Annotated in this window: 21 protein-coding genes; 6 read left to right on the plus strand and 15 right to left on the minus strand. The window is 57.0% G+C overall.

The features are described from left to right. Positions 1–4 precede the first annotated feature (4 nt). A complete protein-coding gene (locus tag BMW97_RS20105; protein WP_045909322.1) occupies positions 5–2,092 on the plus strand; it encodes a YccS/YhfK family putative transporter in 2,088 nt (695 codons plus the stop codon). Here BMW97_RS20105 and BMW97_RS20110 read toward each other — a convergent pair. From BMW97_RS20110 to ppiA, 4 genes are all read right to left on the minus strand, one after another. Next, positions 2,089–3,312, minus strand: a complete 1,224-nt coding sequence (locus BMW97_RS20110) for a bifunctional acetylornithine/succinyldiaminopimelate transaminase (RefSeq protein ID WP_175481450.1) — start codon at positions 3,310–3,312, stop codon at positions 2,089–2,091. The two genes, BMW97_RS20105 and BMW97_RS20110, sit on opposite strands and share 4 nt — an antisense overlap. An 86-nt stretch (positions 3,313–3,398) precedes the next feature. Further along, a complete protein-coding gene (pabA, locus tag BMW97_RS20115) occupies positions 3,399–3,962 on the minus strand; it encodes an aminodeoxychorismate synthase component 2 (protein WP_045909324.1) in 564 nt (187 codons plus the stop codon). Between the two features lie 30 nt (positions 3,963–3,992). Further along, positions 3,993–4,577, minus strand: a complete 585-nt coding sequence (locus BMW97_RS20120; protein ID WP_045909325.1) for a putative adenosine monophosphate-protein transferase Fic — start codon at positions 4,575–4,577, stop codon at positions 3,993–3,995. A 106-nt stretch (positions 4,578–4,683) separates the two neighbouring features. Beyond that, positions 4,684–5,256, minus strand: coding sequence for a peptidylprolyl isomerase A (gene ppiA / locus BMW97_RS20125; RefSeq protein WP_014885514.1), 573 nt, complete (start codon positions 5,254–5,256; stop codon positions 4,684–4,686). Positions 5,257–5,534: 278 nt separating this feature from the next. Between ppiA and tsgA the strand changes: the two genes are divergently transcribed. Then, positions 5,535–6,719, plus strand: coding sequence for an MFS transporter TsgA (gene tsgA / locus BMW97_RS20130; RefSeq protein WP_045909326.1), 1,185 nt, complete (start codon positions 5,535–5,537; stop codon positions 6,717–6,719). 18 nt (positions 6,720–6,737) lie between these two features. Here tsgA and BMW97_RS20135 read toward each other — a convergent pair whose 3' ends face one another. Beyond that, positions 6,738–8,039, minus strand: coding sequence for a cytosine deaminase (locus tag BMW97_RS20135; RefSeq protein WP_045909348.1), 1,302 nt, complete (start codon positions 8,037–8,039; stop codon positions 6,738–6,740). 239 nt (positions 8,040–8,278) lie between these two features. Here BMW97_RS20135 and nirB point away from each other — a divergent pair, with 239 nt between their 5' ends. The 4 genes from nirB to BMW97_RS20155 all read left to right on the plus strand — a co-directional run bounded on the left by nirB (position 8,279) and on the right by BMW97_RS20155 (position 12,961). Then, on the plus strand, positions 8,279–10,822 hold the full coding sequence (gene nirB / locus BMW97_RS20140; RefSeq protein ID WP_045909327.1) for a nitrite reductase large subunit NirB: 2,544 nt from the start codon (positions 8,279–8,281) through the stop codon (positions 10,820–10,822). Then, a complete protein-coding gene (gene nirD, locus BMW97_RS20145; RefSeq protein ID WP_045909328.1) occupies positions 10,819–11,145 on the plus strand; it encodes a nitrite reductase small subunit NirD in 327 nt (108 codons plus the stop codon). The genes nirB and nirD overlap by 4 nt, the downstream gene beginning before the upstream one ends. Positions 11,146–11,279: 134 nt before the next feature. After that, complete coding sequence (gene cysG, locus BMW97_RS20150; protein ID WP_008503028.1) at positions 11,280–12,653, plus strand: siroheme synthase CysG; 1,374 nt, start codon at positions 11,280–11,282, stop codon at positions 12,651–12,653. Positions 12,654–12,790: 137 nt separating this feature from the next. Next, positions 12,791–12,961, plus strand: coding sequence for a YhfL family protein (locus tag BMW97_RS20155; RefSeq protein WP_008503029.1), 171 nt, complete (start codon positions 12,791–12,793; stop codon positions 12,959–12,961). A gap of 143 nt (positions 12,962–13,104) precedes the next feature. On the opposite strand, the gene trpS is transcribed toward BMW97_RS20155, so the two are convergent. The 10 genes from trpS to BMW97_RS20210 form a co-directional block, all read right to left on the minus strand. Continuing rightward, entirely contained in the window at positions 13,105–14,109 is a 1,005-nt protein-coding gene (gene trpS, locus BMW97_RS20160; RefSeq protein WP_090393104.1) for a tryptophan--tRNA ligase, read from the minus strand. Further along, a complete protein-coding gene (gene gph, locus BMW97_RS20165) occupies positions 14,102–14,863 on the minus strand; it encodes a phosphoglycolate phosphatase (protein ID WP_045909330.1) in 762 nt (253 codons plus the stop codon). Before gph ends, trpS begins: the two co-directional genes overlap by 8 nt. Continuing rightward, positions 14,856–15,533 (minus strand): ribulose-phosphate 3-epimerase, encoded by a 678-nt coding sequence (gene rpe, locus BMW97_RS20170; protein ID WP_008503032.1) that lies wholly within the window; start codon positions 15,531–15,533, stop codon positions 14,856–14,858. Before rpe ends, gph begins: the two co-directional genes overlap by 8 nt. A 41-nt stretch (positions 15,534–15,574) precedes the next feature. Continuing rightward, on the minus strand, positions 15,575–16,387 hold the full coding sequence (gene dam / locus BMW97_RS20175) for an adenine-specific DNA-methyltransferase (protein ID WP_045909331.1): 813 nt from the start codon (positions 16,385–16,387) through the stop codon (positions 15,575–15,577). Between the two features lie 67 nt (positions 16,388–16,454). Next, positions 16,455–17,756, minus strand: coding sequence for a cell division protein DamX (gene damX / locus BMW97_RS20180; RefSeq protein WP_045909332.1), 1,302 nt, complete (start codon positions 17,754–17,756; stop codon positions 16,455–16,457). Between the two features lie 92 nt (positions 17,757–17,848). Beyond that, positions 17,849–18,937, minus strand: coding sequence for a 3-dehydroquinate synthase (gene aroB / locus BMW97_RS20185; RefSeq protein WP_024907920.1), 1,089 nt, complete (start codon positions 18,935–18,937; stop codon positions 17,849–17,851). Positions 18,938–18,994: 57 nt separating this feature from the next. Then, the gene (aroK, locus tag BMW97_RS20190; protein WP_003861630.1) at positions 18,995–19,516 is read right to left on the minus strand and encodes a shikimate kinase AroK; all 522 of its coding nucleotides are present in this window, start codon (positions 19,514–19,516) and stop codon (positions 18,995–18,997) included. 286 nt (positions 19,517–19,802) lie between these two features. Further along, positions 19,803–21,041, minus strand: coding sequence for a DNA uptake porin HofQ (gene hofQ / locus BMW97_RS20200; RefSeq protein ID WP_045909333.1), 1,239 nt, complete (start codon positions 21,039–21,041; stop codon positions 19,803–19,805). Then, a complete protein-coding gene (locus BMW97_RS20205; protein ID WP_045909334.1) occupies positions 20,953–21,357 on the minus strand; it encodes a HofP DNA utilization family protein in 405 nt (134 codons plus the stop codon). Before BMW97_RS20205 ends, hofQ begins: the two co-directional genes overlap by 89 nt. Continuing rightward, a complete protein-coding gene (locus BMW97_RS20210) occupies positions 21,347–21,802 on the minus strand; it encodes a HofO family protein (RefSeq protein ID WP_045909335.1) in 456 nt (151 codons plus the stop codon). The genes BMW97_RS20205 and BMW97_RS20210 overlap by 11 nt, the downstream gene beginning before the upstream one ends. Between the last annotated feature and the right edge of the window lie 3 nt (positions 21,803–21,805).

Here is a 21,805-nt window from a genome sequence, read left to right on the forward strand (position 1 = left end):
CCCCATGTGGCGCAGGCTGATCTATCACCCGGAAGTTAACTACGCACTGCGACAAACGCTGGTGTTGTGTCTACCCGTGGCCATAGGCCTGATCCTCGGACATCTTCAGCAAGGCCTGCTGTTTTCCCTCGTGCCCGCCTGCTGCAACATCGCCGGTCTGGACACGCCGCATAAGCGCTTTTTCAAACGCCTGATTATTGGTGGCTGCCTGTTTGCCGGCTGTAGCCTCGCTGTTCAGCTGTTACTGGCTCGTGATATCCCGCTGCCGCTGATCCTAACCGTGCTGGCGATGACGCTCGGCGTCACGGCGGAAATCAGTTCGCTGCACGCCCGCCTGCTTCCAGCGTCGCTGATTGCGGCCATCTTCACGCTAAGCCTCGCCGGGAATATGCCGGTGTGGGAGCCGCTGCTGATCTACGCCCTGGGGACACTGTGGTACGGGCTGTTCAACTGGTTCTGGTTCTGGCTGTGGCGGGAACAGCCGCTGCGCGAATCCCTGAGCCTGCTCTATGTGCAGTTGGCGGAATACTGCGAAGCCAAATACACCCTGCTCACCCAGCATACCGATCCGGAAAAAGCCTTACCGCCGCTGCTGACGCGCCAGCAGAAGGTGGTGGATCTGATAAGCCAGTGCTATCAGCAGCTGCATATGCTCGCCGCCAACAAGAACCACGAGTACAAACGGCTGCTGCGCACCTTCCAGGTCGGGCTGGACCTGCAGGAGCATATCTCCGTGAGCCTGCACCATCCGCAGGAGGTGCAAAAGCTGGTCGAGCGCAGCCACGCCGAAGCGGTGATCCGCTGGAACGCGCAGACCGTCTCGGCACGTCTGCGGGTGCTGGCAGACGATATTCTTTACCACCGCTACCCCACGCGATTTAACATGGAAAAACAGCTCGGCGCGCTGGAGAAAATCGCCCGTCAGCATCCGGATAACCCGGTCGGCCAGTTTGCCGCCTGGCACTTCAGCCGCATCGCCCGCGTGCTGCGCACCCAGCGCCCGCTTTATCCGCGCGATCTGATGGCGGATAAGCAAAAACGGCTGCCGCTATTGCCCGCGCTCAGGAGCTATCTGTCGCTTAAATCGTCCGCCCTGCGCAACGCCGCACGAATTAGCGTGATGCTCAGTACCGCCAGCCTGATGGGCATGGCGCTGCATCTGCCGAAACCCTACTGGATCTTAATGACCGTGCTGTTTGTCACCCAGAACGGCTACGGCGCCACGCGGGTGCGTATTCTGCATCGCGCGGGCGGCACCATGGCCGGGCTGATCATTGCGGGCGTGACGCTGCACTTCCACGTGCCGGAAGGCTACACCCTGGCAGGGATGCTGGCGATCACGCTGGTGAGTTACCTGATTATCCGCAAAAACTACGGCTGGGCGATGGTGGGCTTCACGGTGACGGCGGTATACACCCTGCAGCTACTCACGCTCAATGGCGAACAGTTTATTGTCGCCAGGCTGATCGATACCCTGATCGGCTGCCTGATTGCCTTCGGCGGTATGGTCTGGCTCTGGCCGCAGTGGCAAAGCGGACTGCTCAGGCAGAACGCCCACGACGCGCTGGAAGCCGACCAGCAGGCCATTCGCCTGATCCTCAGCGACGACCCGCAGCCCTCCCCGCTGGCGTATCAGCGCATGAAGGTCAACCAGGCGCACAACGCCCTGTTTAACTCGCTCAATCAGGCGATGCAGGAGCCGGGCTTTAACTCGCACTATCTGGCCGATATGAAGCTCTGGGTGACGCACAGCCAGTTTATCGTCGAGCACATTAACGCCATGACCACGCTGGCGCGCGAGCACACGATGCTCACGCCGGATCTGGCGCAGCGCTATTTGCAGTCGTGTGAAATTGCGTTGCAGCGGTGTCAGCAGCGTCTGGAGTATGACTCGCCGGGTGAGTCGGGGGATTCAAATATTCTGGAAGCGCCGGAAACGCTGACCCACGGCCCAATGAGCACCCTGGAACAGCATTTACAGCGCGTGCTGGGGCATCTGAACACCATGCACACCATTTCGTCGGTGGCATGGCGTCAGCGTCCGCATCATGGGGTTTGGTTAACGCGCGTGCTGAAACGAACGCCGTACTAATTCTGCTGGGCGATCTTCGCAACCGCCGCGGCAAAGCGGGTTAATCCGTCTTCAATATCCTTATCTTCCACCACCAGCGACGGCGCAAAGCGCATGACGTCCGGCCCGGCGTTGAGCACCATCACCCCTTCGCGAGCGGCGGCGTGCAGGAAATCACGCGCGCGGCCCTTGTACTGCGGCTTCAGCTCAGCGCCAATCAGCAGCCCCATCCCACGGATCTCGCTGAACACGTCGTACTGCTCATCAATCTTTTTCAGGTGTTTCACAAACAGCTCGCGCTTCGCGCTAACGCCGTTCAACACCTCTGGCGTGTTGATGATATCGAACGCGGCACCCGCCACGGCGCTCGCCAGCGGGTTACCGCCGTAGGTTGAGCCGTGAGAACCGACGTGGAACGCGGAGGCGATCTCCTGCGTCGTCAAGACCGCACTTACCGGGAATCCACCGCCGAGCGCTTTCGCGCTGGTCAGAATATCCGGCGTCACACCGTAGTGCATATAGGCAAACAGGTCCCCGGTACGTCCCATTCCGCACTGCACTTCATCAAAGACCAGCAGCGCCTGATGTTCGTCGCACAGCGCACGCAGCCCTTTCAGGAATTCCGGGGTTGCCGCGGTCACGCCACCTTCTCCCTGAATAGGTTCCACCACCACCGCGCAGGTGTGGTCGTCCATCACCGCTTTTACCGCGTGCAGATCGTTAAACGGCACGTGGACGATGTCGGCCGGCTTCGGGCCAAACCCGTCGGAATACTTCGGCTGGCCGCCAACGGAGACGGTAAAGAAGGAGCGCCCGTGGAAAGCGTTATGGAAGGCGATGATTTTGGTTTTATACGGGCTGTGGCGCGTAGTCGCGTAGTAGCGCGCCAGCTTAAAGGCGGTTTCGTTAGCTTCTGTGCCGGAGTTCATAAACAGCACGCGCTCGGCAAAGGTCGCCTCAATGATCTTGCGGCCCAGGCGCAGCGCCGGTTCGTTGGTAAAGACGTTGCTGGTGTGCCACAGGGTTTCGCCCTGGGTTTTCAGCGCCTCCACCAGCGCGGTATGGCAATGACCCAGCGCCGTGACCGCAATTCCGCCCGCGAAATCCACATACTCTTTACCCTGCTGATCCCAGACGCGGCTGCCTTTCCCCTTCACCGGGATAAACTCAGCCGGTGCATAAATCGGCAGGATCACTTCATCAAATGTTGCGCGGGTAATTGCTGGTTGTTCAGTTGCCATGTCATGCCCATCCATTTTATGTCACATTGATTGTGAAAATATAATCACAAAATATGCATAAAAAATCACAGCAAGGCAACAGATATTCAGCGATGGAGGAAATTTGCCAGCAGCGCGTGCCCCTGCTCGCTGAGGATACTTTCCGGATGGAACTGCACGCCTTCGAGATCCCATTCGCGGTGGCGAATCCCCATGATCTCCTGCGTATCGCTCCAGGCGGTCACCTCAAAGCCGTCAGGCAGCGTCGGCGGGTCAATCACCAGCGAGTGGTAGCGCGTCACGGTTAACGGATTATTGAGCCCCGTGAACACCCCGGTGCCCGCGTGCGTAACCGGCGAGGTTTTACCGTGCATCACTTTGGCGGCCCGCACGATGGTAGCACCAAACGCCTGGGCAATCGCCTGATGACCCAGGCAGACGCCCAGGATCGGCAGCCTGCCGGCATAGTGCTGGATAACCTCCAGCGAAATACCCGATTCCGACGGCGTGCAGGGGCCGGGTGAAATCACGATTTTCTGCGGAGCCAGCGTCTCGATATCGGCGAGCTCGATCTCGTCGTTGCGACGAACAACCACCTCTGCACCCAGTTCGCAAAAATACTGGTAAAGGTTCCAGGTGAAGGAATCGTAGTTATCAATCAGCAGAATCATGGCGGCTCCCGAAAAAAATGCCGCCCTATTCTACTCAGATTCCCGCGCTTCGCTCACTACTTTGGCAAAGATAGCGTTTAGCGCGGTTAAATCCCCCGTTGCGCCGCTGCGGTTAGCGGTCACCCACTGCTCAGGATCGATATCGCGCCAGTCCAGCGCGTAACCCGCGTGAAGCGCCAGCTGCTCGAAGAACACCCGTTGGGCAATGCCATTGCCGCGCATAAACGGGTGCAGCATGTTGATTTCGCAGTAATAGTGGCTAACCCGGTCAACAAACGCCGCTTTCTCAAGGCCCACAAGATACTTTTCGCTTTCCAGCGCCGCCATCAGTTCATTCCCCATCTTCTCGATGTATTCGAAATGGCAGAAGGGAATATCCCCCTTGAAAATATCGTCGGTACGGAACTCCCCTGCCCGCTTCATCTCTCTGCGGTAGAGATGGCGGTGAATAAGGCACAGATGGGGTAACCCGGGCGCGGAAGGCCCAAGCTCCAGGGTCTCAATGTCGGACTCCGATGGACCATTACCTTTCTCAAGGAGACAACTGGCCTGAAAGTTGACGCTACGCTGCTGCTCCCAGAGACGGGATTTTTGCTTGTCGGTGAGTTTTTTCACTTAACGCCTCCCTGAATAGTCCGTTTGCCACAAGTATAAGCAGCAAAACGCGCTTTCGCAGGGAGGGCGACATCACGCGGGCAGGAGAAGCCCGCGTTCAGAAGAATTACGGCAGAACTTTTGCGGAGAGGATCACGACAGGTTTTGACGGCACATTCTGGTACGGACCGACGTCGTGAGTAGGCACCTGAGAAATCTTGTCGGCGACGTCCATCCCTTTCACAATTTTACCGAAAACGGCATAGCCGAAGTCGCGCTGACCGTGGTCGAGGAAGGCGTTATCCGCCACGTTGAGGAAGAACTGGCTGGTCGCGCTGTCTTTGTCCGCGGTACGCGCCATAGAGATCGTGCCGCGCTTGTTCAGCAGGCCGTTGTCCGCTTCGTTTTTGATTGGCGGGTTCGGCTGTTTCTGCTGCATCTGCTCGTTGAAGCCGCCGCCCTGAATCATGAAGCCCGGGATCACGCGGTGGAAGGTGGTGTTGTTGTAGAAGCCGCTATTCACATAGTCGAGGAAGTTTTTCACAGAAACCGGAGCTTTCTGGCTATTCAGTTCCAGCTCAATATTCCCGGCGGAGGTGGTCAGCAGAACGTGAGGGTCCCCTTTTGCTGCCAGCGCAGCAGGGGAAACGGCAGAAAGAGCAAACACAGCTGCGACAGCCGCCAGTGTTGATTTGAGCATGAGAATTCCTTAACAAAGCGCAGTATAAAAAGCGAATGGCTTGATTCTAAAGAGCAGTATGAACGGAGACCAGCCTTTTACCTAATTTTACGAAATTGAAACAGTTGTAACCACGCAAACGATTGGTTTTATCGCCTTTTTATGTGATCACGATCACATAAAAACTTGCAATGAACTTCTAATTTCTCTTAAAAGATATGAATAGATCACTTTAATGTCTAAAATCTGCCCGCTCTCAGCGCCCGATGGGCGCTTTTCTTTTTCTGAACAGGCAAGACATGACTAACAGCAATCGCATCAAGCTCACATGGATCAGCTTCTTCTCCTACGCCCTGACCGGCGCGTTGGTGATCGTCACCGGGATGGTGATGGGGAATATCGCAGACTACTTCCAGCTGCCCGTTTCCAGCATGAGTAACACCTTCACCTTCCTCAACGCGGGGATCCTGATCTCTATCTTCCTGAATGCCTGGCTGATGGAAATCGTGCCGCTGAAAACCCAGCTTCGCTTCGGCTTTGTGCTGATGGTCGCCGCCGTGGCGGGGCTGATGCTGAGCCACAGCATCGCCCTGTTCTCTGCCGCCATGTTCGTGCTCGGCCTGGTTAGCGGGATCACCATGTCGATCGGTACGTTCCTGATTACCCATATGTATGAAGGCCGCCAGCGCGGCGCGCGCCTGCTGTTTACCGACTCCTTCTTCAGCATGGCCGGCATGATCTTCCCGATGGTCGCGGCCGTTCTACTGGCCCGCAGCATTGAATGGTACTGGGTCTATGCCTGCATTGGTCTCGTCTACGTGGCGATCTTTATTCTGACCTTCGGCTGCGAGTTCCCGGTACTGGGCAAGAAAGCGCAAACCACGGCAGAGCCTGTGGCGAAAGAGAAATGGGGTATCGGCGTGCTGTTCCTCTCCATCGCCGCCCTGTGCTACATCCTGGGCCAGCTGGGCTTTATCTCCTGGGTACCGGAATACGCCAAAGGTCTGGGCATGAGCCTGAACGATGCGGGTAAACTGGTGAGCGATTTCTGGATGTCTTACATGTTCGGCATGTGGGCGTTTAGCTTCATCCTGCGCTTCTTTGACCTGCAGCGCATTCTGACCGTGCTGGCAGGTCTGGCGACCGTGCTGATGTATCTGTTCATCAACGGTTCCCCGGAACATATGCCGTGGTTCATTTTGACCCTGGGCTTCTTCTCCAGCGCGATCTACACCTCGATCATCACCCTGGGCTCTCTGCAGACCAAAGTGGCCTCGCCGAAGCTGGTTAACTTCGTTCTGACCTGCGGCACCATCGGCACCATGCTGACCTTCGTGGTGACGGGCCCGATCGTTGCCCACAGCGGCCCGCTGGCCGCGCTGCACACCGCGAACGGTCTGTACGCCGTGGTGTTCATCATGTGCTTCATCCTGGGCTTTGTGACCCGCCACCGCCAGCACAACGCGGTAGCGGCATCGCACTAAACCCTGCGCCCCTTTGCATTATGCAGAGGGGCTGTTTCTGGCGAAACTGACCTCTTCTCCTCCGGTATCCATTTGGATCCAGGTCTGCGCCAGCTGCGTGGTGGCGATAATCCGCCCCTGACGAATCGACCAGCGCACCGGCACCTGACAGCGCACCGCTTCAAACCCGCTCTCCGCAGGCAAAATAATCAGATTTGCCGGATTTCCCGTTTCAATACCGTAATCGCTCAGGCCGAAGGTACGGGCGCTGTTATGGGTGATCAGGTTCAGGCCATTGTCGATTTGCGGATAGCCCATCATCTGGCAGACGTGTAGCCCCATATGCAGCACCTGCAGCATATTGCCGGTGCCGAGCGGGTACCACGGGTCGAAGACATCGTCGTGACCAAAGCAGACGTTAATGCCCGCCTCCTGCAGTTCTTTCACGCGGGTGATACCGCGACGCTTCGGATAGTCATCAAAGCGCCCCTGCAGGTGGATATTGACCAGCGGGTTCGCGACGAAGTTAATCCCCGACATCTTCAGCAGACGGAAGAGCCGCGACGTGTAAGCGCCGTTGTACGAGTGCATGGCGGTGGTGTGGCTGGCCGTCACGCGCGAGCCGATGCCAGCCTCATACGCCAGCGCGGCCACCGTCTCGACAAACCGCGACTGTTCGTCGTCAATTTCATCGCAGTGGATATCCAGCGGTCGGTCATACTTCTTCGCCAGTTCAAAAGCGATGTGCAGCGACTGGACGCCATATTCCCGGGTAAATTCGAAGTGCGGGATCGCCCCCACCACGTCGGCCCCCAGTTTTAACGCCTCTTCCAGCAGCGCCGCGCCGTTCGGGTAAGAGAGAATACCTTCCTGCGGAAACGCGACGATTTGCAGCGTTACCCACGGCGCCACCTCCTGTTTCACCTCCAGCATCGCCTTCAGGGCGGTGAGCGTCGGGTCAGAGACATCCACATGGGTACGAACAAACTGGATGCCGTTAGCGATTTGCCACTTCAGCGTTTTCCAGGCGCGTGCTTTCACATCCTCATGGCTGAGCAGCGCCTTGCGCTCCGCCCAGCGTTCAATGCCTTCGAACAGCGTGCCGGACTGGTTCCAGTTCGGCTCCCCCGCCGTCTGGGTGGTATCAAGATGAATATGCGGCTCGATGAACGGTGGGAGAGCGAGACCACCGCGCGCGTTCAGTACCTCATAACTTTCGGCGTGGGTATCGTCCATGGGGGTGATATCACCAAATCGCCCGTTCTCGATGGCAAGTTGCCACAGCCCATCCCGACCCAGTAAACGCACATTCTGAACAAGCCATAACGGTGATGTAGACATACCTTTCCCCTCATAAACGCAGCTGATATTCAGGCGTATCGATTTTTGCAAAACCGCCCCTGAGTTGTACACAAATTCAACGAACACGAAAAGCCTGCGATTTCCGCCACTTATAAAAATCCTGACAAATCAGTCATATACCACCTAAGGAGTAGGCGAAGACGTATTTGATTTGCATCAATAAGCGCCCCTGCTGAATCGTTAAGGTAGGCAATAATAGAAAAGAAATCGAGGCAATAATGAGCAAAGTCAGACTCGCTATCATCGGTAACGGTATGGTCGGCCACCGCTTTATTGAGGATCTTCTCGATAAGGCCGATGCTGAGCAGTTCGATATTACCGTGTTCTGTGAAGAACCCCGCAAGGCATACGATCGTGTGCACTTGTCTTCCTACTTCTCCCATCATACCGCCGAAGAGCTCTCTCTGGTGCGCGAAGGTTTCTACGAGAAGCATGGCGTAAAAGTGCTGGTGGGCGAACGCGCTATCACCATCAACCGTCAGGAAAAAGTGATCCACTCCAGTGCTGGCCGTACGGTTTTTTACGACAAGCTGATCATGGCGACAGGCTCGTACCCGTGGATCCCGCCAATTAAAGGCTCGGAAACACAGGATTGCTTCGTTTACCGTACCATTGAAGATCTCAACGCCATTGAATCCTGTGCGCGTCGAAGCAAACGTGGTGCGGTTGTCGGCGGCGGCCTGCTGGGTCTGGAAGCAGCAGGCGCGCTGAAAAACCTCGGCGTGGAAACCCACGTCATTGAATTTGCCCCGATGCTGATGGCCGAACAGCTCGACCACATGGGTGGTGACCAGCTGCGTCGTAAAATCGAAAGCATGGGCGTGAAGGTTCACACCAGCAAGAACACCAAAGAGATCGTTCAGGAAGGGACTGAAGCGCGCAAAACCATGCGCTTTGCCGACGGCAGCGAGCTGGAGGTGGACTTCATCGTCTTCTCCACCGGCATCCGCCCGCGCGACAAGCTGGCAACCCAGTGCGGCCTGGCCGTCGCGCAGCGCGGCGGGATCATGATTAACGACACCTGCCAGACCTCCGATCCGGATATCTACGCCATCGGCGAATGCGCCAGCTGGAACAACCGCGTATACGGCCTGGTGGCGCCGGGCTACAAAATGGCGCAGGTCGCCGTGGATCATATCCTCGGTAACGAAAACGCCTTCACCGGCGCAGACATGAGCGCCAAGCTGAAGCTGCTGGGCGTGGATGTAGGCGGTATTGGCGATGCGCACGGCCGCACCCCGAATTCCCGCAGCTACGTCTATCTGGACGAAAGCAAAGAGGTCTACAAACGACTCATCGTCAGCCAGGACAACAAAACCCTGCTCGGCGCGGTGCTGGTGGGCGACACCAGCGACTTCGGTAACCTGCTCCAGCTGGTGCTCAACGCCATCGAGCTGCCGGAAAACCCGGACGCGCTGATCCTCCCGGCGCACGCCTCCAGCGGCAAGCCGTCCATCGGCGTGGATAAACTGCCGGACAGCGCGCAGATTTGCTCCTGCTTCGACGTGACCAAAGGCATGCTGATCTCCGCGATCAACAAAGGGTGCCACACCGTTGCGGCGCTGAAAGCGGAAACCAAAGCCGGTACTGGCTGCGGCGGCTGTATTCCGCTGGTCACTCAGGTGCTGAACGCCGAACTGGCGAAACAGGGCATCGAAGTGAACAACAACCTGTGCGAGCACTTCGCGTATTCTCGCCAGGAGCTGTACCACCTGATCCGCGTGGAAGGCATCAAATCCTTCGACGAACTGCTGGCGAAGCACGGCCAGGGCTACGGCTGTGAAGTGTGTAAACCGACCGTCGGCTCCCTGCTGGCCTCCTGCTGGAACGAGTACGTGCTCAAGCCCGAGCATACGCCGCTGCAGGACACCAACGACAACTTCCTGGCCAACATCCAGAAAGACGGCACCTACTCCGTGATTCCACGCTCGGCGGGTGGTGAAATTACGCCGGAAGGGCTGGTCGCGGTGGGCCGTATCGCACGTGAATTTAACCTCTACACCAAAATTACCGGCTCCCAGCGTATCGGCCTGTTTGGCGCGCAGAAGGACGACCTGCCGGAAATCTGGCGTCAGCTGATTGAAGCGGGCTTCGAAACCGGCCACGCGTACGCTAAAGCGCTGCGCATGGCGAAAACCTGCGTGGGCAGCACCTGGTGTCGCTACGGCGTCGGCGACAGCGTGGGCTTCGGCGTTGAGCTGGAAAACCGCTACAAAGGCATCCGTACCCCGCACAAAATGAAGTTTGGCGTCTCCGGCTGTACCCGCGAATGTGCGGAAGCGCAGGGTAAAGACGTGGGTATTATTGCCACCGAGAAAGGCTGGAACCTGTATGTATGCGGCAACGGCGGGATGAAACCGCGCCATGCGGACCTGCTGGCGGCGGATCTCGATCGTGACACGCTGATTCAGTATCTCGACCGCTTCATGATGTTCTACATCCGTACCGCCGATAAGCTGACCCGTACCGCCTCCTGGCTCGATAACCTCGAAGGCGGCATCGATTACCTGAAATCGGTCGTTATCGACGACAAGCTGGGCCTGAACGAACATCTGGAAGCGGAAATGGCACGCCTGCGCGAGGCGGTGATCTGCGAGTGGACGGAAACCGTCAACACCCCGGCGGCGCAGACGCGCTTCAAACACTTTATCAACAGCACCCAGCGCGACCCGAACGTACAGGTTGTGCCGGAGCGCGAACAGCATCGTCCGGCGACGCCGTATGAACGTATTCCGGTCACGCTGGTGGAGGAAAACGCATGAGCCAGTGGGTAAACATCTGCAATATTAACGACATTCTCCCCGCCACCGGCGTCTGTGCGCTGCTGGGCAGCGAGCAGGTGGCGATTTTCCGCCCTCGCCACGATGAACAGGTTTTTGCCATCAGCAATATCGACCCGTTCTTTGAGGCCAGCGTGCTCTCCCGCGGCCTGATTGCCGAGCACCAGGGTGAACTGTGGGTCGCCAGCCCGTTGAAAAAGCAGCGTTTCCGCTTAACCGACGGACTCTGCATGGAAGATGAAAGCTTCTCGGTCAAACACTACGACGTCCGCGTGAAGGACGGCGAGGTGCAGCTGAAAGCGTAACCCCTCGCCTTTTCAACAGGAAAGGCTTATGACCCCTTATGGGTAACGGCAGGAAAAACCGTATGTTCTGTACGATTCCTGCTGTTATCCTGACGTCAATTCTTCCCCCGCCATGAATGCTGTGAGGTAACGTCGTGGATCACCTGCCGATTTTTTGTCAATTACGCAACCGCGACTGCCTGCTCGTGGGCGGCGGCGACGTGGCCGAGCGCAAAGCGCGCCTGCTATTAGAGGCTGGCGCCCGCCTGACCGTGAATGCCCTGTCCTTCGCCCCCCAGTTTGAGGTTTGGGCTCAGGAAGGGATGCTCACACTGGAACAGGGCGCGTTTAATGAATCCCTGCTGGATACCTGCTGGCTGACCATTGCCGCGACGGATGACGATGAAGTGAACCAGCGCGTGAGCGACGCCTGCGAAGCGCGCCGTATCTTCTGCAACGTGGTGGATGCGCCGAAAGAGGCCAGCTTTATCATGCCGTCGATTATCGACCGCTCGCCGCTGATGATTGCGGTCTCGTCCGGGGGACGTTCGCCGGTTCTCGCGCGTCTGCTGCGGGAAAAACTGGAAGCCCTGTTGCCCCAGCATCTTGGCCAGATTGCGCATTATGCCGGGCAGCTGCGTTCACGCGTGAAGCAAACCTTCGCGACCGTGGGCGAGCGCCGTCGCTTCTGGGAAAAATTCTTTGTGAACGACAGGCTGGCGCAGTCGCTGGCGAATCAGGACACCAAAGCCGTTGAAGAGACGACCGAACAGCTGCTGAGCGAACCGCTGGACCATCGCGGCGAAGTGGTGCTGGTGGGCGCAGGCCCCGGTGATGCGGGTTTGCTGACGCTGAAAGGGCTACAGCAGATCCAGCAGGCCGATATTGTGGTGTACGACCGTCTGGTGTCCGATGACATCATGAATCTGGTCCGTCGCGATGCCGACCGCGTCTTCGTGGGCAAACGGGCGGGCTACCACTGCGTGCCCCAGGAGGAAATCAACCAGATCCTGTTGCGCGAAGCGCAGAAAGGTAAACGCGTGGTGCGCCTTAAGGGCGGCGATCCGTTTATCTTTGGTCGCGGCGGCGAGGAGCTGGAAACCCTGTGCGACGCGGGCATTCCGTTCTCTGTCGTGCCCGGCATTACGGCGGCATCCGGCTGTTCAGCGTACTCTGGCATTCCGCTGACCCACCGGGATTACGCCCAGAGCGTGCGTCTGGTGACGGGCCACCTGAAGACCGGCAGCGAGCTGGACTGGCATAACCTGGCCGCTGAAAAGCAGACGCTGGTGTTCTACATGGGGCTCAATCAGGCCGCCACGATTCAGGCGAAGCTGCTGGAGCACGGTATGAATGCGGATATGCCCGTCGCGCTGGTCGAAAACGGCACCGCCATTACGCAGCGCGTGGTGGATGGCGTGCTGACGCAGTTAGGCGAGCTGGCGCAGCAGGTTGAAAGCCCGGCGCTGATCGTGGTAGGTCGCGTGGTTGAACTGCGCGACAGGCTGAACTGGTTCTCGAATCACTAACGCATATTCTCCCTTCCTGGAGTAGTCCTTAAGCGGACTACTCCCCTCTTACGCCTACCGATAACATACCGCCCGCATAGTGGAACTTTTCCATTTATTCCCTCGTATTACATCCATTTTTTAGACAAGGAATGCATATGTTCAAACTGGCAAAAGCCGCCGTTCTGGTTGGCCTGTTATCGACGCTGACGGCCTGCACCGGTCACGTACAGAACACCAAAAATAACTGCAGCTACGATTATCTGCTGCACCCGGCGATCTCCATTTCGAAAATCATCGGTGGTTGCGGCCCAGCAGCGCAGCAGTAAGCGTTTTACAGGCGTAAAAAAACCGGGATGTCCCGGTTTTTTAGTTTTGGAGAGTGTGTTTTTTGTCGGGTGGCGGCTTTGCCTTACCCGACCTACACGATCCTGTAGGCCGGGTAAGCGTTAGCGCCACCCGGCAAGCAGACTCAAGGCTTCGCAACAAACCCAATCGCGTTGTACACCGCTTTCAGGGTTTCGGACGCGCGCGCTCTGGCTTTTTCCGCGCCCTCTTTCATCACTTTCTGCAGGAAAGCTTCGTCGTTACGGTAGCGGTGATAACGCTCCTGCAGCTCGGTCAGCATGCCGGAAACGGCATCTGCCACTTCGCCTTTCAGGTGGCCGTACATCTTGCCTTCGAAGTGTTTTTCCAGCTCAGGGATGCTCTGACCGGTGACGCCGGAGAGGATATCCAGCAGGTTGGAGACGCCCGCTTTGTTCTGCACGTCGTAGCGCACAACAGGCGGCTCGTCGGAATCGGTCACCGCACGCTTGAGTTTTTTCACCACCGATTTCGGATCTTCCAGCAGGCCGATAACGTTGTTACGGTTATCGTCAGACTTGGACATCTTCTTGGTCGGCTCCAGCAGCGACATCACGCGCGCGCCGGACTTCGGAATGAAAGGCTCAGGCACTTTAAACACATCGCCGTAGATCGCGTTAAAGCGCTGGGCGATATCGCGGCTCAGCTCCAGGTGCTGCTTCTGGTCTTCACCCACCGGGACCTGGTTAGTCTGGTACAGCAGAATGTCCGCCGCCATCAGCACCGGATAGTCAAACAGACCGGCGTTAATGTTTTCAGAGTAGCGCGCGGATTTATCCTTGAACTGTGTCATGCGGCTCAGCTCGCCGAAATAGGTGTAGCAGTTCAGCGCCCAGCCCAGCTGCGCGTGCTCCGGCACGTGAGACTGAACGAAGATGGTGCTCTTCTCTGGATCAATACCGCAGGCCAGGTACAGCGCCAGGGTGTCCAGCGTGGCTTTGCGCAGCTTCTCAGGATCCTGACGCGCGGTAATCGCATGGAGATCGACGATGCAGTAAATGCAATGGTAGTCATCCTGCATGCTGACCCACTGACGTAACGCACCCATGTAGTTACCAATGGTCAATTCACCTGAAGGCTGTGCGCCACTAAAAACGATGGGCTTAGTCATTATTCAATTCCTGATGTTCACTGTGCGAAAGCCCGAGTGCGGGCAACAAATCTTTGAAGTGGTCGAAAACGACGTCCGGCTCACTCAGCGTGATGGCTTCACCGTAGTTGTAGCCATAGGTTAACCCCACGGAAGGACACCCGGCCGCGCGGGCAGCCAGAATATCATTGCGTGAATCGCCGACAAAGAGCAGCTCCGCAGGCGTTAAGGATAATTTTCCTGCCACCAGCAGCAGCGGTTCCGGATGAGGCTTTTTGTTTTGCACATCGTCGCCGCCCACAATCACGGAGAAAAACTTCGCGATATCGAGCGCGTCGAGCAGCGGTGCGACAAACGGCGTGGGTTTGTTGGTCACCAGACCCAGCGGGATGCCCTTCGCGTGCAGCGCACTCAGCGTTTCCTGAACGTCCGGGAACAGGAAGCTGCCCTCCTCGACGGTCTCTTCATAGAAACGATCGAACAGTTTGCGCAGAATACGCAGCTGCTCTTCCTGCGGGATGTCCGCGTGATCGACGCTCGGTTTCCCCTGGGCGGAACGCTGTGACGCACGCTCCTGACGCGCCCACGTCAACGCGCGCTCCATCAGAACATCGGCGCCGTTGCCAATCCACGTGACGACACGCTCTTCACCCGCAACGGGGAGTTCAAGTGCATACAGCGCCTGGTCAACGGCGCTCGTTAAGCCCGGCGCGCTGTCAACCAGCGTGCCGTCGAGGTCGAATGCCACACCCCGAATAGCCTGTAATTTATCCATGACTTACCTTCGCCAGCTCGCGGCGCATTTCATCGATGACTTTTTTGTAATCCGGTTGGTCGAAAATGGCTGAACCTGCAACGAACATATCCGCGCCTGCCGCCGCAATTTCACCAATGTTATTCACTTTCACGCCGCCGTCCACTTCCAGACGAATATCGTAGCCTGACTCGTCAATACGACGGCGGACTTCACGCAGCTTATCCAGCGTGTGAGGGATGAATGACTGGCCGCCAAAGCCCGGGTTAACAGACATCAGCAGGATCACGTCCAGCTTGTCCATGACATAGTCGAGATAGCTCAGCGGCGTGGCCGGGTTAAACACCAGACCCGCTTTACAGCCATTCTCTTTGATCAGCTGCAGCGTGCGATCCACATGTTCAGAGGCTTCCGGATGGAAGGTGATGATGCTGGCACCCGCCGCGGCGAAGTCAGGCACGATGCGGTCAACCGGTTTCACCATCAGGTGAACGTCGATCGGGGCGGTAATGCCATAGTTACGCAGCGCCTTGAGCACCATTGGACCGATGGTCAGGTTTGGAACGTAGTGGTTATCCATCACGTCGAAATGGACGACATCCGCGCCAGCCGCCAGTGCGTTGGCAGTGTCTTCACCCAGGCGGGCAAAATCGGCCGACAGAATTGAGGGAGCAATCAAAAACTGTTTCATCCGCTTCTCCTTGAAATGTGTTTACCGGCGGGCAAAACGGCTCAGGGGCGATAAAGAGCCAGGAGTTCGTCCACCTTTTTACGTGTGCCGCCGTTGCTGCTAATGCTACGCCGCACCTTAACCTGAAAATGCTTCGCGGCTTTGTACCATTCGCGCGTATCAGGCGTGTCGTGATTCGAAATTAACACCGGAATTCTTTTGCTGACCAGCTTTTCCGCCATCTCCGCCAGGCGCGCCTGCTCGGCAGGGCTGAAGCTGTTAGTGTGATAGGCGGTGAAGTTCGCCGTCGCAGACAGCGGCGCGTATGGCGGGTCGCAGTAAACCACTGAATTTACGCCAGCCAGCTCCATACACTCTTCATAGGAGAGGCAATGGAACTCCGCGTTCTGTGCTTTTTCGGCAAAGTGATACAGCTCATCCTGTGGGAAATACGGGCGCTTATAGCGGCCAAACGGCACGTTAAATTCCCCACGAAGATTATACCGGCACAGGCCGTTGTAACCATGCCGGTTGAGATAGAGGAACAGCAGGGCTCTGCGGAACGGATCCTGGCTCTGGTTAAACTCCGCGCGGAACTGGTAGTAAACGTCCGGGTTGTTGTTCTCGGGCGTAAACAGTTTGCGCGCCTCGGCGACATACTCATCGGTACGCAGCTTAACGATGTTATAGAGGCTGATAAGGTCGCTGTTGATATCCGCCAGGATATAACGAGAAAAATCGGTGTTGAGGAACACCGATCCCGCACCCACGAAAGGTTCGATAAGGCACTCGCCTTTAGGCAGGTGCTTTTTAATATCATCGAGCAGGGGGTATTTCCCCCCTGCCCATTTCAGAAAAGCGCGATTTTTTTTCATGCTGACTAACTGATTACACCTTCTCCGGCTGTGGAGAAAGCTCCGACAGCATCCTGCGCTTTAAACATTACTTCAGATCGGCCTGAACCTGATGAATCGGCTTCGCCCATGGGTTCTTCGCCTGAACGTCAGCTGGCAGCGCCGCTACGGCACGTTTTGCTTCATCTTTGGACGAATAAACACCGCTCACCAGCACATACCACGGCTGACCGTTACGGGTCGTCTGATAAACAACGTAGTTTTTCAGATTTGATTTCTTCGCCCAACTGTTGAGGTTGTCATAGTTGGACGAACTGCTCAGCTGCAGCGTGTAGTTGCTGGATGGCGCAGATTTCAGCGATCCAACGTTGCCTGCCGTTTTACCTGCCGCGCTGCTGGAGGCTGTTGCCGTCGCTGCTGGCGCCGCTGTGGCAGCCGGTGCTGTGGTGGTCGCCGTGGCTTTCGGCGCAGTCTGCGTGACGGGCGCTTTAGCAGGCTCGCTCACCGCAGCCGTTTCAGTGTGTTTCGGCTGCGCCGGAACAGCTTTCACTTCAGGCGCCTTCACCACTGCCTGAGGTTTGGTTTCACGCTTAGGCTCAATCACCGCCTGCTTACGTTCAGGACGTGTCGCAGTCTGAGTCTGGCGCGGCTTGGTTTCCGTCGCAGCCGTTTGCGGCTGAGCGTTACCACCGCGAATCGGGGCAACGGTTGCAGGTTCAGTTGGCAGCGTAGAGTTAACCACGACGTTATCAACCTGCTGCTGGTTCTGCGGCTGCGTCAGCGCATTGTTCAGGTCTCCCTGAACTTCCACACGCTGCTGACCTTCAGGCGCAGCAGGTGCCTGACCCTGAGCAGGGGTTGAAGAAACAGGCGGCAGAGAAACATCCTGCGGCGCTGTGGTGTTCCCTGCGGTCTGCTCAGCAGAAGTGGCACCCGGCGCTGGCTGTGCACCATTCGCCTGGTCGGACGCATCGTTACCGGAAAGGTTGATGCTCTTCTCAGCGGAAGCCGTTTGCTCGGTTGTGTTCGTTGACGGTGCTTTAAGCGCGGAGCCAATGCCGACAATCAGCAGCACAAGCACCAGAACGCCAAGGCCCATCATAATATACTGGCGGGAAGCCGGTTTTGGCGCAGCGGCTTTTTTACGTTTACGCGGGCGACGCTCTACAGGCTGTTCGTCCATTGAATCTTCTTCGGACTCATAATCCTCTTCTGCTCGCTCTTCGTGCGCGTTGCGGCTGCGCGAAGGACGACGATCGTCTGCATCCAGATCAACATCGTCAAAGTTGATCTGCGGCTCGTTATCACGTTCTGAAGATTGACGAGAACGACCAGTACGACGATCGCTGGGATCGGGTTTCAGCTCGTCTTCTGGTTTGAATTCATCCATTTAACACCCCACTCAAAGGCTTATGCCAACGACTTTGCATTTCACCTGAAGCTAAACGACCACCTGCGACAGTGGCCTGACCTTTCTAGTTGTTACGCCTGCTGACAGTCAGCGATAGCGCCAAGAACGACATCGTGCGGCACTCCGCCGCGTACTTCACTCTTCCCTATTGCAAGCGGGAGTACAAGACGCATCTCACCTGCCAATACTTTTTTATCGCGCATCATGTGGGGTAAATACGCTTGCGCCGACATCTCCTGCGGCCCGGTCACCGGCAAACCAGCACGCTCAAGCAGCGCAATGATACGTGCCGTCTCTTCCGGTTTGAACTGTCCGAGACGTTCAGAGGTGCGGGCAGCCATCACCATGCCGGCCGCGACGGCTTCACCGTGCAGCCAGTTGCCGTAGCCCATTTCGGCTTCAATCGCGTGACCAAACGTATGCCCAAGATTCAGTAAAGCACGTAAGCCCGTTTCACGCTCGTCTGCGGCAACAACTTCTGCTTTCAGCTCACAGCAACGACGAATGCAGTATGCCAGTTTAGCCTCATCGAGGCCCAGCAACGCATCCATATTCTCTTCAAGCCAGCTAAAGAACTCACCGTCCAGAATAATGCCGTATTTGATCACTTCCGCCAGACCCGAAGCCAGTTCGCGCTTCGGCAGCGTTTTCAGACAGTCGAGATCCACCACCACCGACGCGGGCTGGTAGAACGCGCCAATCATGTTTTTACCGAGCGGATGGTTCACTGCCGTTTTGCCACCGACAGAGGAGTCGACCTGGGACAGCAACGTGGTTGGAATTTGAATAAAACGGACGCCACGCTGATAGCTTGCGGCCGCAAAGCCGGTCAGATCGCCCACAACACCGCCGCCCAGGGCAAGCAGTGTTGTATCGCGACCATGCGGTTTTTGCAGCAATGCGGTAAAGACGGTATCCAGTACCGTCAGGCTTTTATACTGCTCGCCATCGGGGAGAATCACACTGTCGACTTTTACGCCCGCCTGCTCAAGCAGGTGGCGCACACGGTCGAGATAAAGCGGAGCCAGCGTCTCATTGGTGACCAGCATCGCCTGATCACCCGCTTTCAGTGGTAAAAAGGAAGCTGGGTCGTTAAACAAACCAGCCGCGATGGTGATAGGGTAACTACGTTCCCCGAGAGTAACTGTAATCCTCTCCATGACGCGACATCCACCTTTAATGCTTTTACCCGCAGGCGAGTGTATATAAAGCCAGAATCAGTTGCTTTCCAGCATATGAATAATCTGGTTTGCAACCACTTTAGCGCTCTGGTCGTCAGTACGAATGGTCACATCAGCAATCTCTTCATACAGCGGATTGCGTTCATCGGCCAACGCTTCCAGAACTTCGCGTGGTGGCGTTTCAACCTGCAGCAGCGGGCGCTTTTTATCGCGCTGCGTACGTGCCAGCTGTTTCTCAATGGTCGTCTCAAGATAGACCACTACGCCACGGGCGGAGAGACGGTTGCGGGTTTCGCGAGATTTCACAGAGCCGCCGCCTGTTGCCAGAACGATGCCCTGTTTTTCCGTGAGTTCGTTGATCACTTTTTCTTCTCGGTCACGGAAACCTTCTTCGCCTTCTACGTCGAAAACCCAGCCCACATCAGCTCCGGTTCGTTTCTCAATCTCTTGATCAGAATCGTAAAATTCCATATTGAGTTGTTGAGCTAACTGACGCCCAATAGTGCTTTTGCCGGCACCCATAGGCCCAACCAGAAAGATATTGCGTTTCTCTGCCATTTTATCGGTACTACTAAGACTATTCGTTAATGGTAATCCCCGCTTCGCAGACACCCGGCGTAGCAGGACATGAACTGAAACCTCATATGCAATAGAGCGAGAGTCAGACTAAAAATTATCTCAATACTCCGGCTTGTTTGGCAACTGATTAAATCACCGCGCCGGGCGCATAAGGTAATAAGACGTAAGTCCAACTCAAATCGGTACTCCTTGTATGCTAATTCATGCCCCACGTCAAACATCTGCAACAAACTGAATGCAAAATCATTGCGGGGATCGTTACCCGTCAGCGAATACCGACCAGACGTGGTGTAATAAACACCACTAATTCACGCCGTTCGTTGTCTTTCCCGTCATGACGAAAAAGCGACCCAATCCAGGGGATGCTTCCCAGACCGGGTACGCTGTCACTGCCGGTTTTGTTCTTCTGGGAAAAAATTCCGCCCAACGCCAGCGTTTCTCCACTTTTTACCTCCACCTGGGTTTCTATCTCCTGCTTGTCGATAGCCAGCGTTTCGCCATCGGCCTGCTGCAGAACCTGTCCCGGCATATTTTCGCTGATGTGTAGTTTCAGGCGCACGCGTCCCCCCGGTAAGACCACCGGTGTGACCTCCATTCCGAGTACCGCCTCTTTAAACTCAACGGAGGTGGCGCCGCTTTCCCCGCTTGAGACCTGATACGGAATCTCGCTGCCCTGCTTGATACTGGCCGGTTGCCCGTGCGAGGCCAGCAGCCGCGGGCTGGCGATGATATCGACCTGCTGTTTTTGCTCCAGCGCTGAGAGCTCCAGATCCAGCAGCCGACCATTGATCCTCCCGATATTAAAACCCACGTGGCTGGCGGCGCTGGCGACGGAAAGATCGCTGCCCAGCGTCGTGAGCTGTCCAACCTTGCCCGCGTCGGTCGCGTCGGCGAGATTCCACTTCACCCCCAGCTCACGCAGGCTTTTTTCGTTAATGGTCACAATATGCGCCGCCAGCTCGACCTGCTCGATGGGAATATCCATCTGGGCGGCCCAGCGCTGCAGCGTTTCCACCACCGTCTGGTTATCGCGGATCAGCAGACGGTTGGTACGCGTGTCGACAGACAAACTCCCCTTTGGGCTCAGGAGTTTTTCCGCGGCTTTTTGCAACTCCCCGGCGTCGGCATAGGAAAAGGGAATGCCCTGCGTGACCAGCGGGGCATCAAGCTGTCGACGCGCCTGTTCCTGCTCTGAACGCTCCCGCTGCTCACGCTGCCAGGCCGCGGTATGCACATAAAAAATGCCGCCTTCCTCGCGCAAGACGAGTCCGGCACTGGTGACAACCGTCCGTAACGCCTGCCGCCAGGGGACACGCGTCAGGTTTAGCGAAAGCGTGCCGCTGACATCAGGCGATACCACCAGATTACGGTTCTCCTGTGCGACCAGGGCCTGTAACACCTGAACCACAGGAACGTCATCCACCACCAGCGTGACCGGTTTTGGCTCGGCGGCCCACAGGGGATGGCTGAACGCCAGCAGCCACAGCATTATCCGTAAATTCATTTTTGTCCGTTCCTTCTCGTTGCCACGTCCATTTTCCCGGGTCACAGGTGTCACCCACATCAACTGCCAGCTCCGCTGCATTGATGGCTGTTATCCTCCAGCCTGCCGGGAAGCGCTCATGCGTTTTCAGCCGGTACCAGCGCTTTTGCCCATCCTGTAAAATGCCGATAGTCTCCTGCCCTTCCACCATGCCGCGAAAGTGCCACTGCGCCAGCTCGCCAATGGCGCAAGGATCGTCCGGGGGACGAAACGGATCGCGCATACCGGTTAATAGCAGCACTGAGCAAACCAGCAAAAATCGCGCGCTATTCCGCATGTTCCAGCTCCAGCCGCAGGCGTAACGCCGAACCTTGTGGCGAAATCGTGAAAGCCGCGATCTGCACATCCTGCTGTGCCAGCCGGGAAAAAAGTTCCGGAATGGCCTGCCACTCCGCATCCAGCGCCAGCTCCCCTCCATTTTGCAGCGGCTTCCAGTGAACCAGCGTCGTCTCATCGCCCTGAAAATCGAGGGGGGAGAACGGCGTCAGCGCCCGTGCTTTTACAGCGTCCGGACGAAACGGCACCTTTCTGACGGCAGGCCATAACGCCGCGTTCGTCCTCACATCTTCAATCAGCTGGCGTTGTTGTTCAGCACACTGCTTGTCTACCGGTCTGAGCAACGACCCCCACGCGACCAGTCCTGCAAGGAGACTCCCCAGGCACCAGCAGAGTACCCGATGCCGGGAACGGCTTTCGCACCAGCGTTCTACCAGGGTATTCACGCC

The sequence above is a fragment of the Enterobacter sp. NFIX58 genome, from assembly GCF_900110475.1.
Lineage (GTDB): Bacteria > Pseudomonadota > Gammaproteobacteria > Enterobacterales > Enterobacteriaceae > Enterobacter > Enterobacter quasiroggenkampii.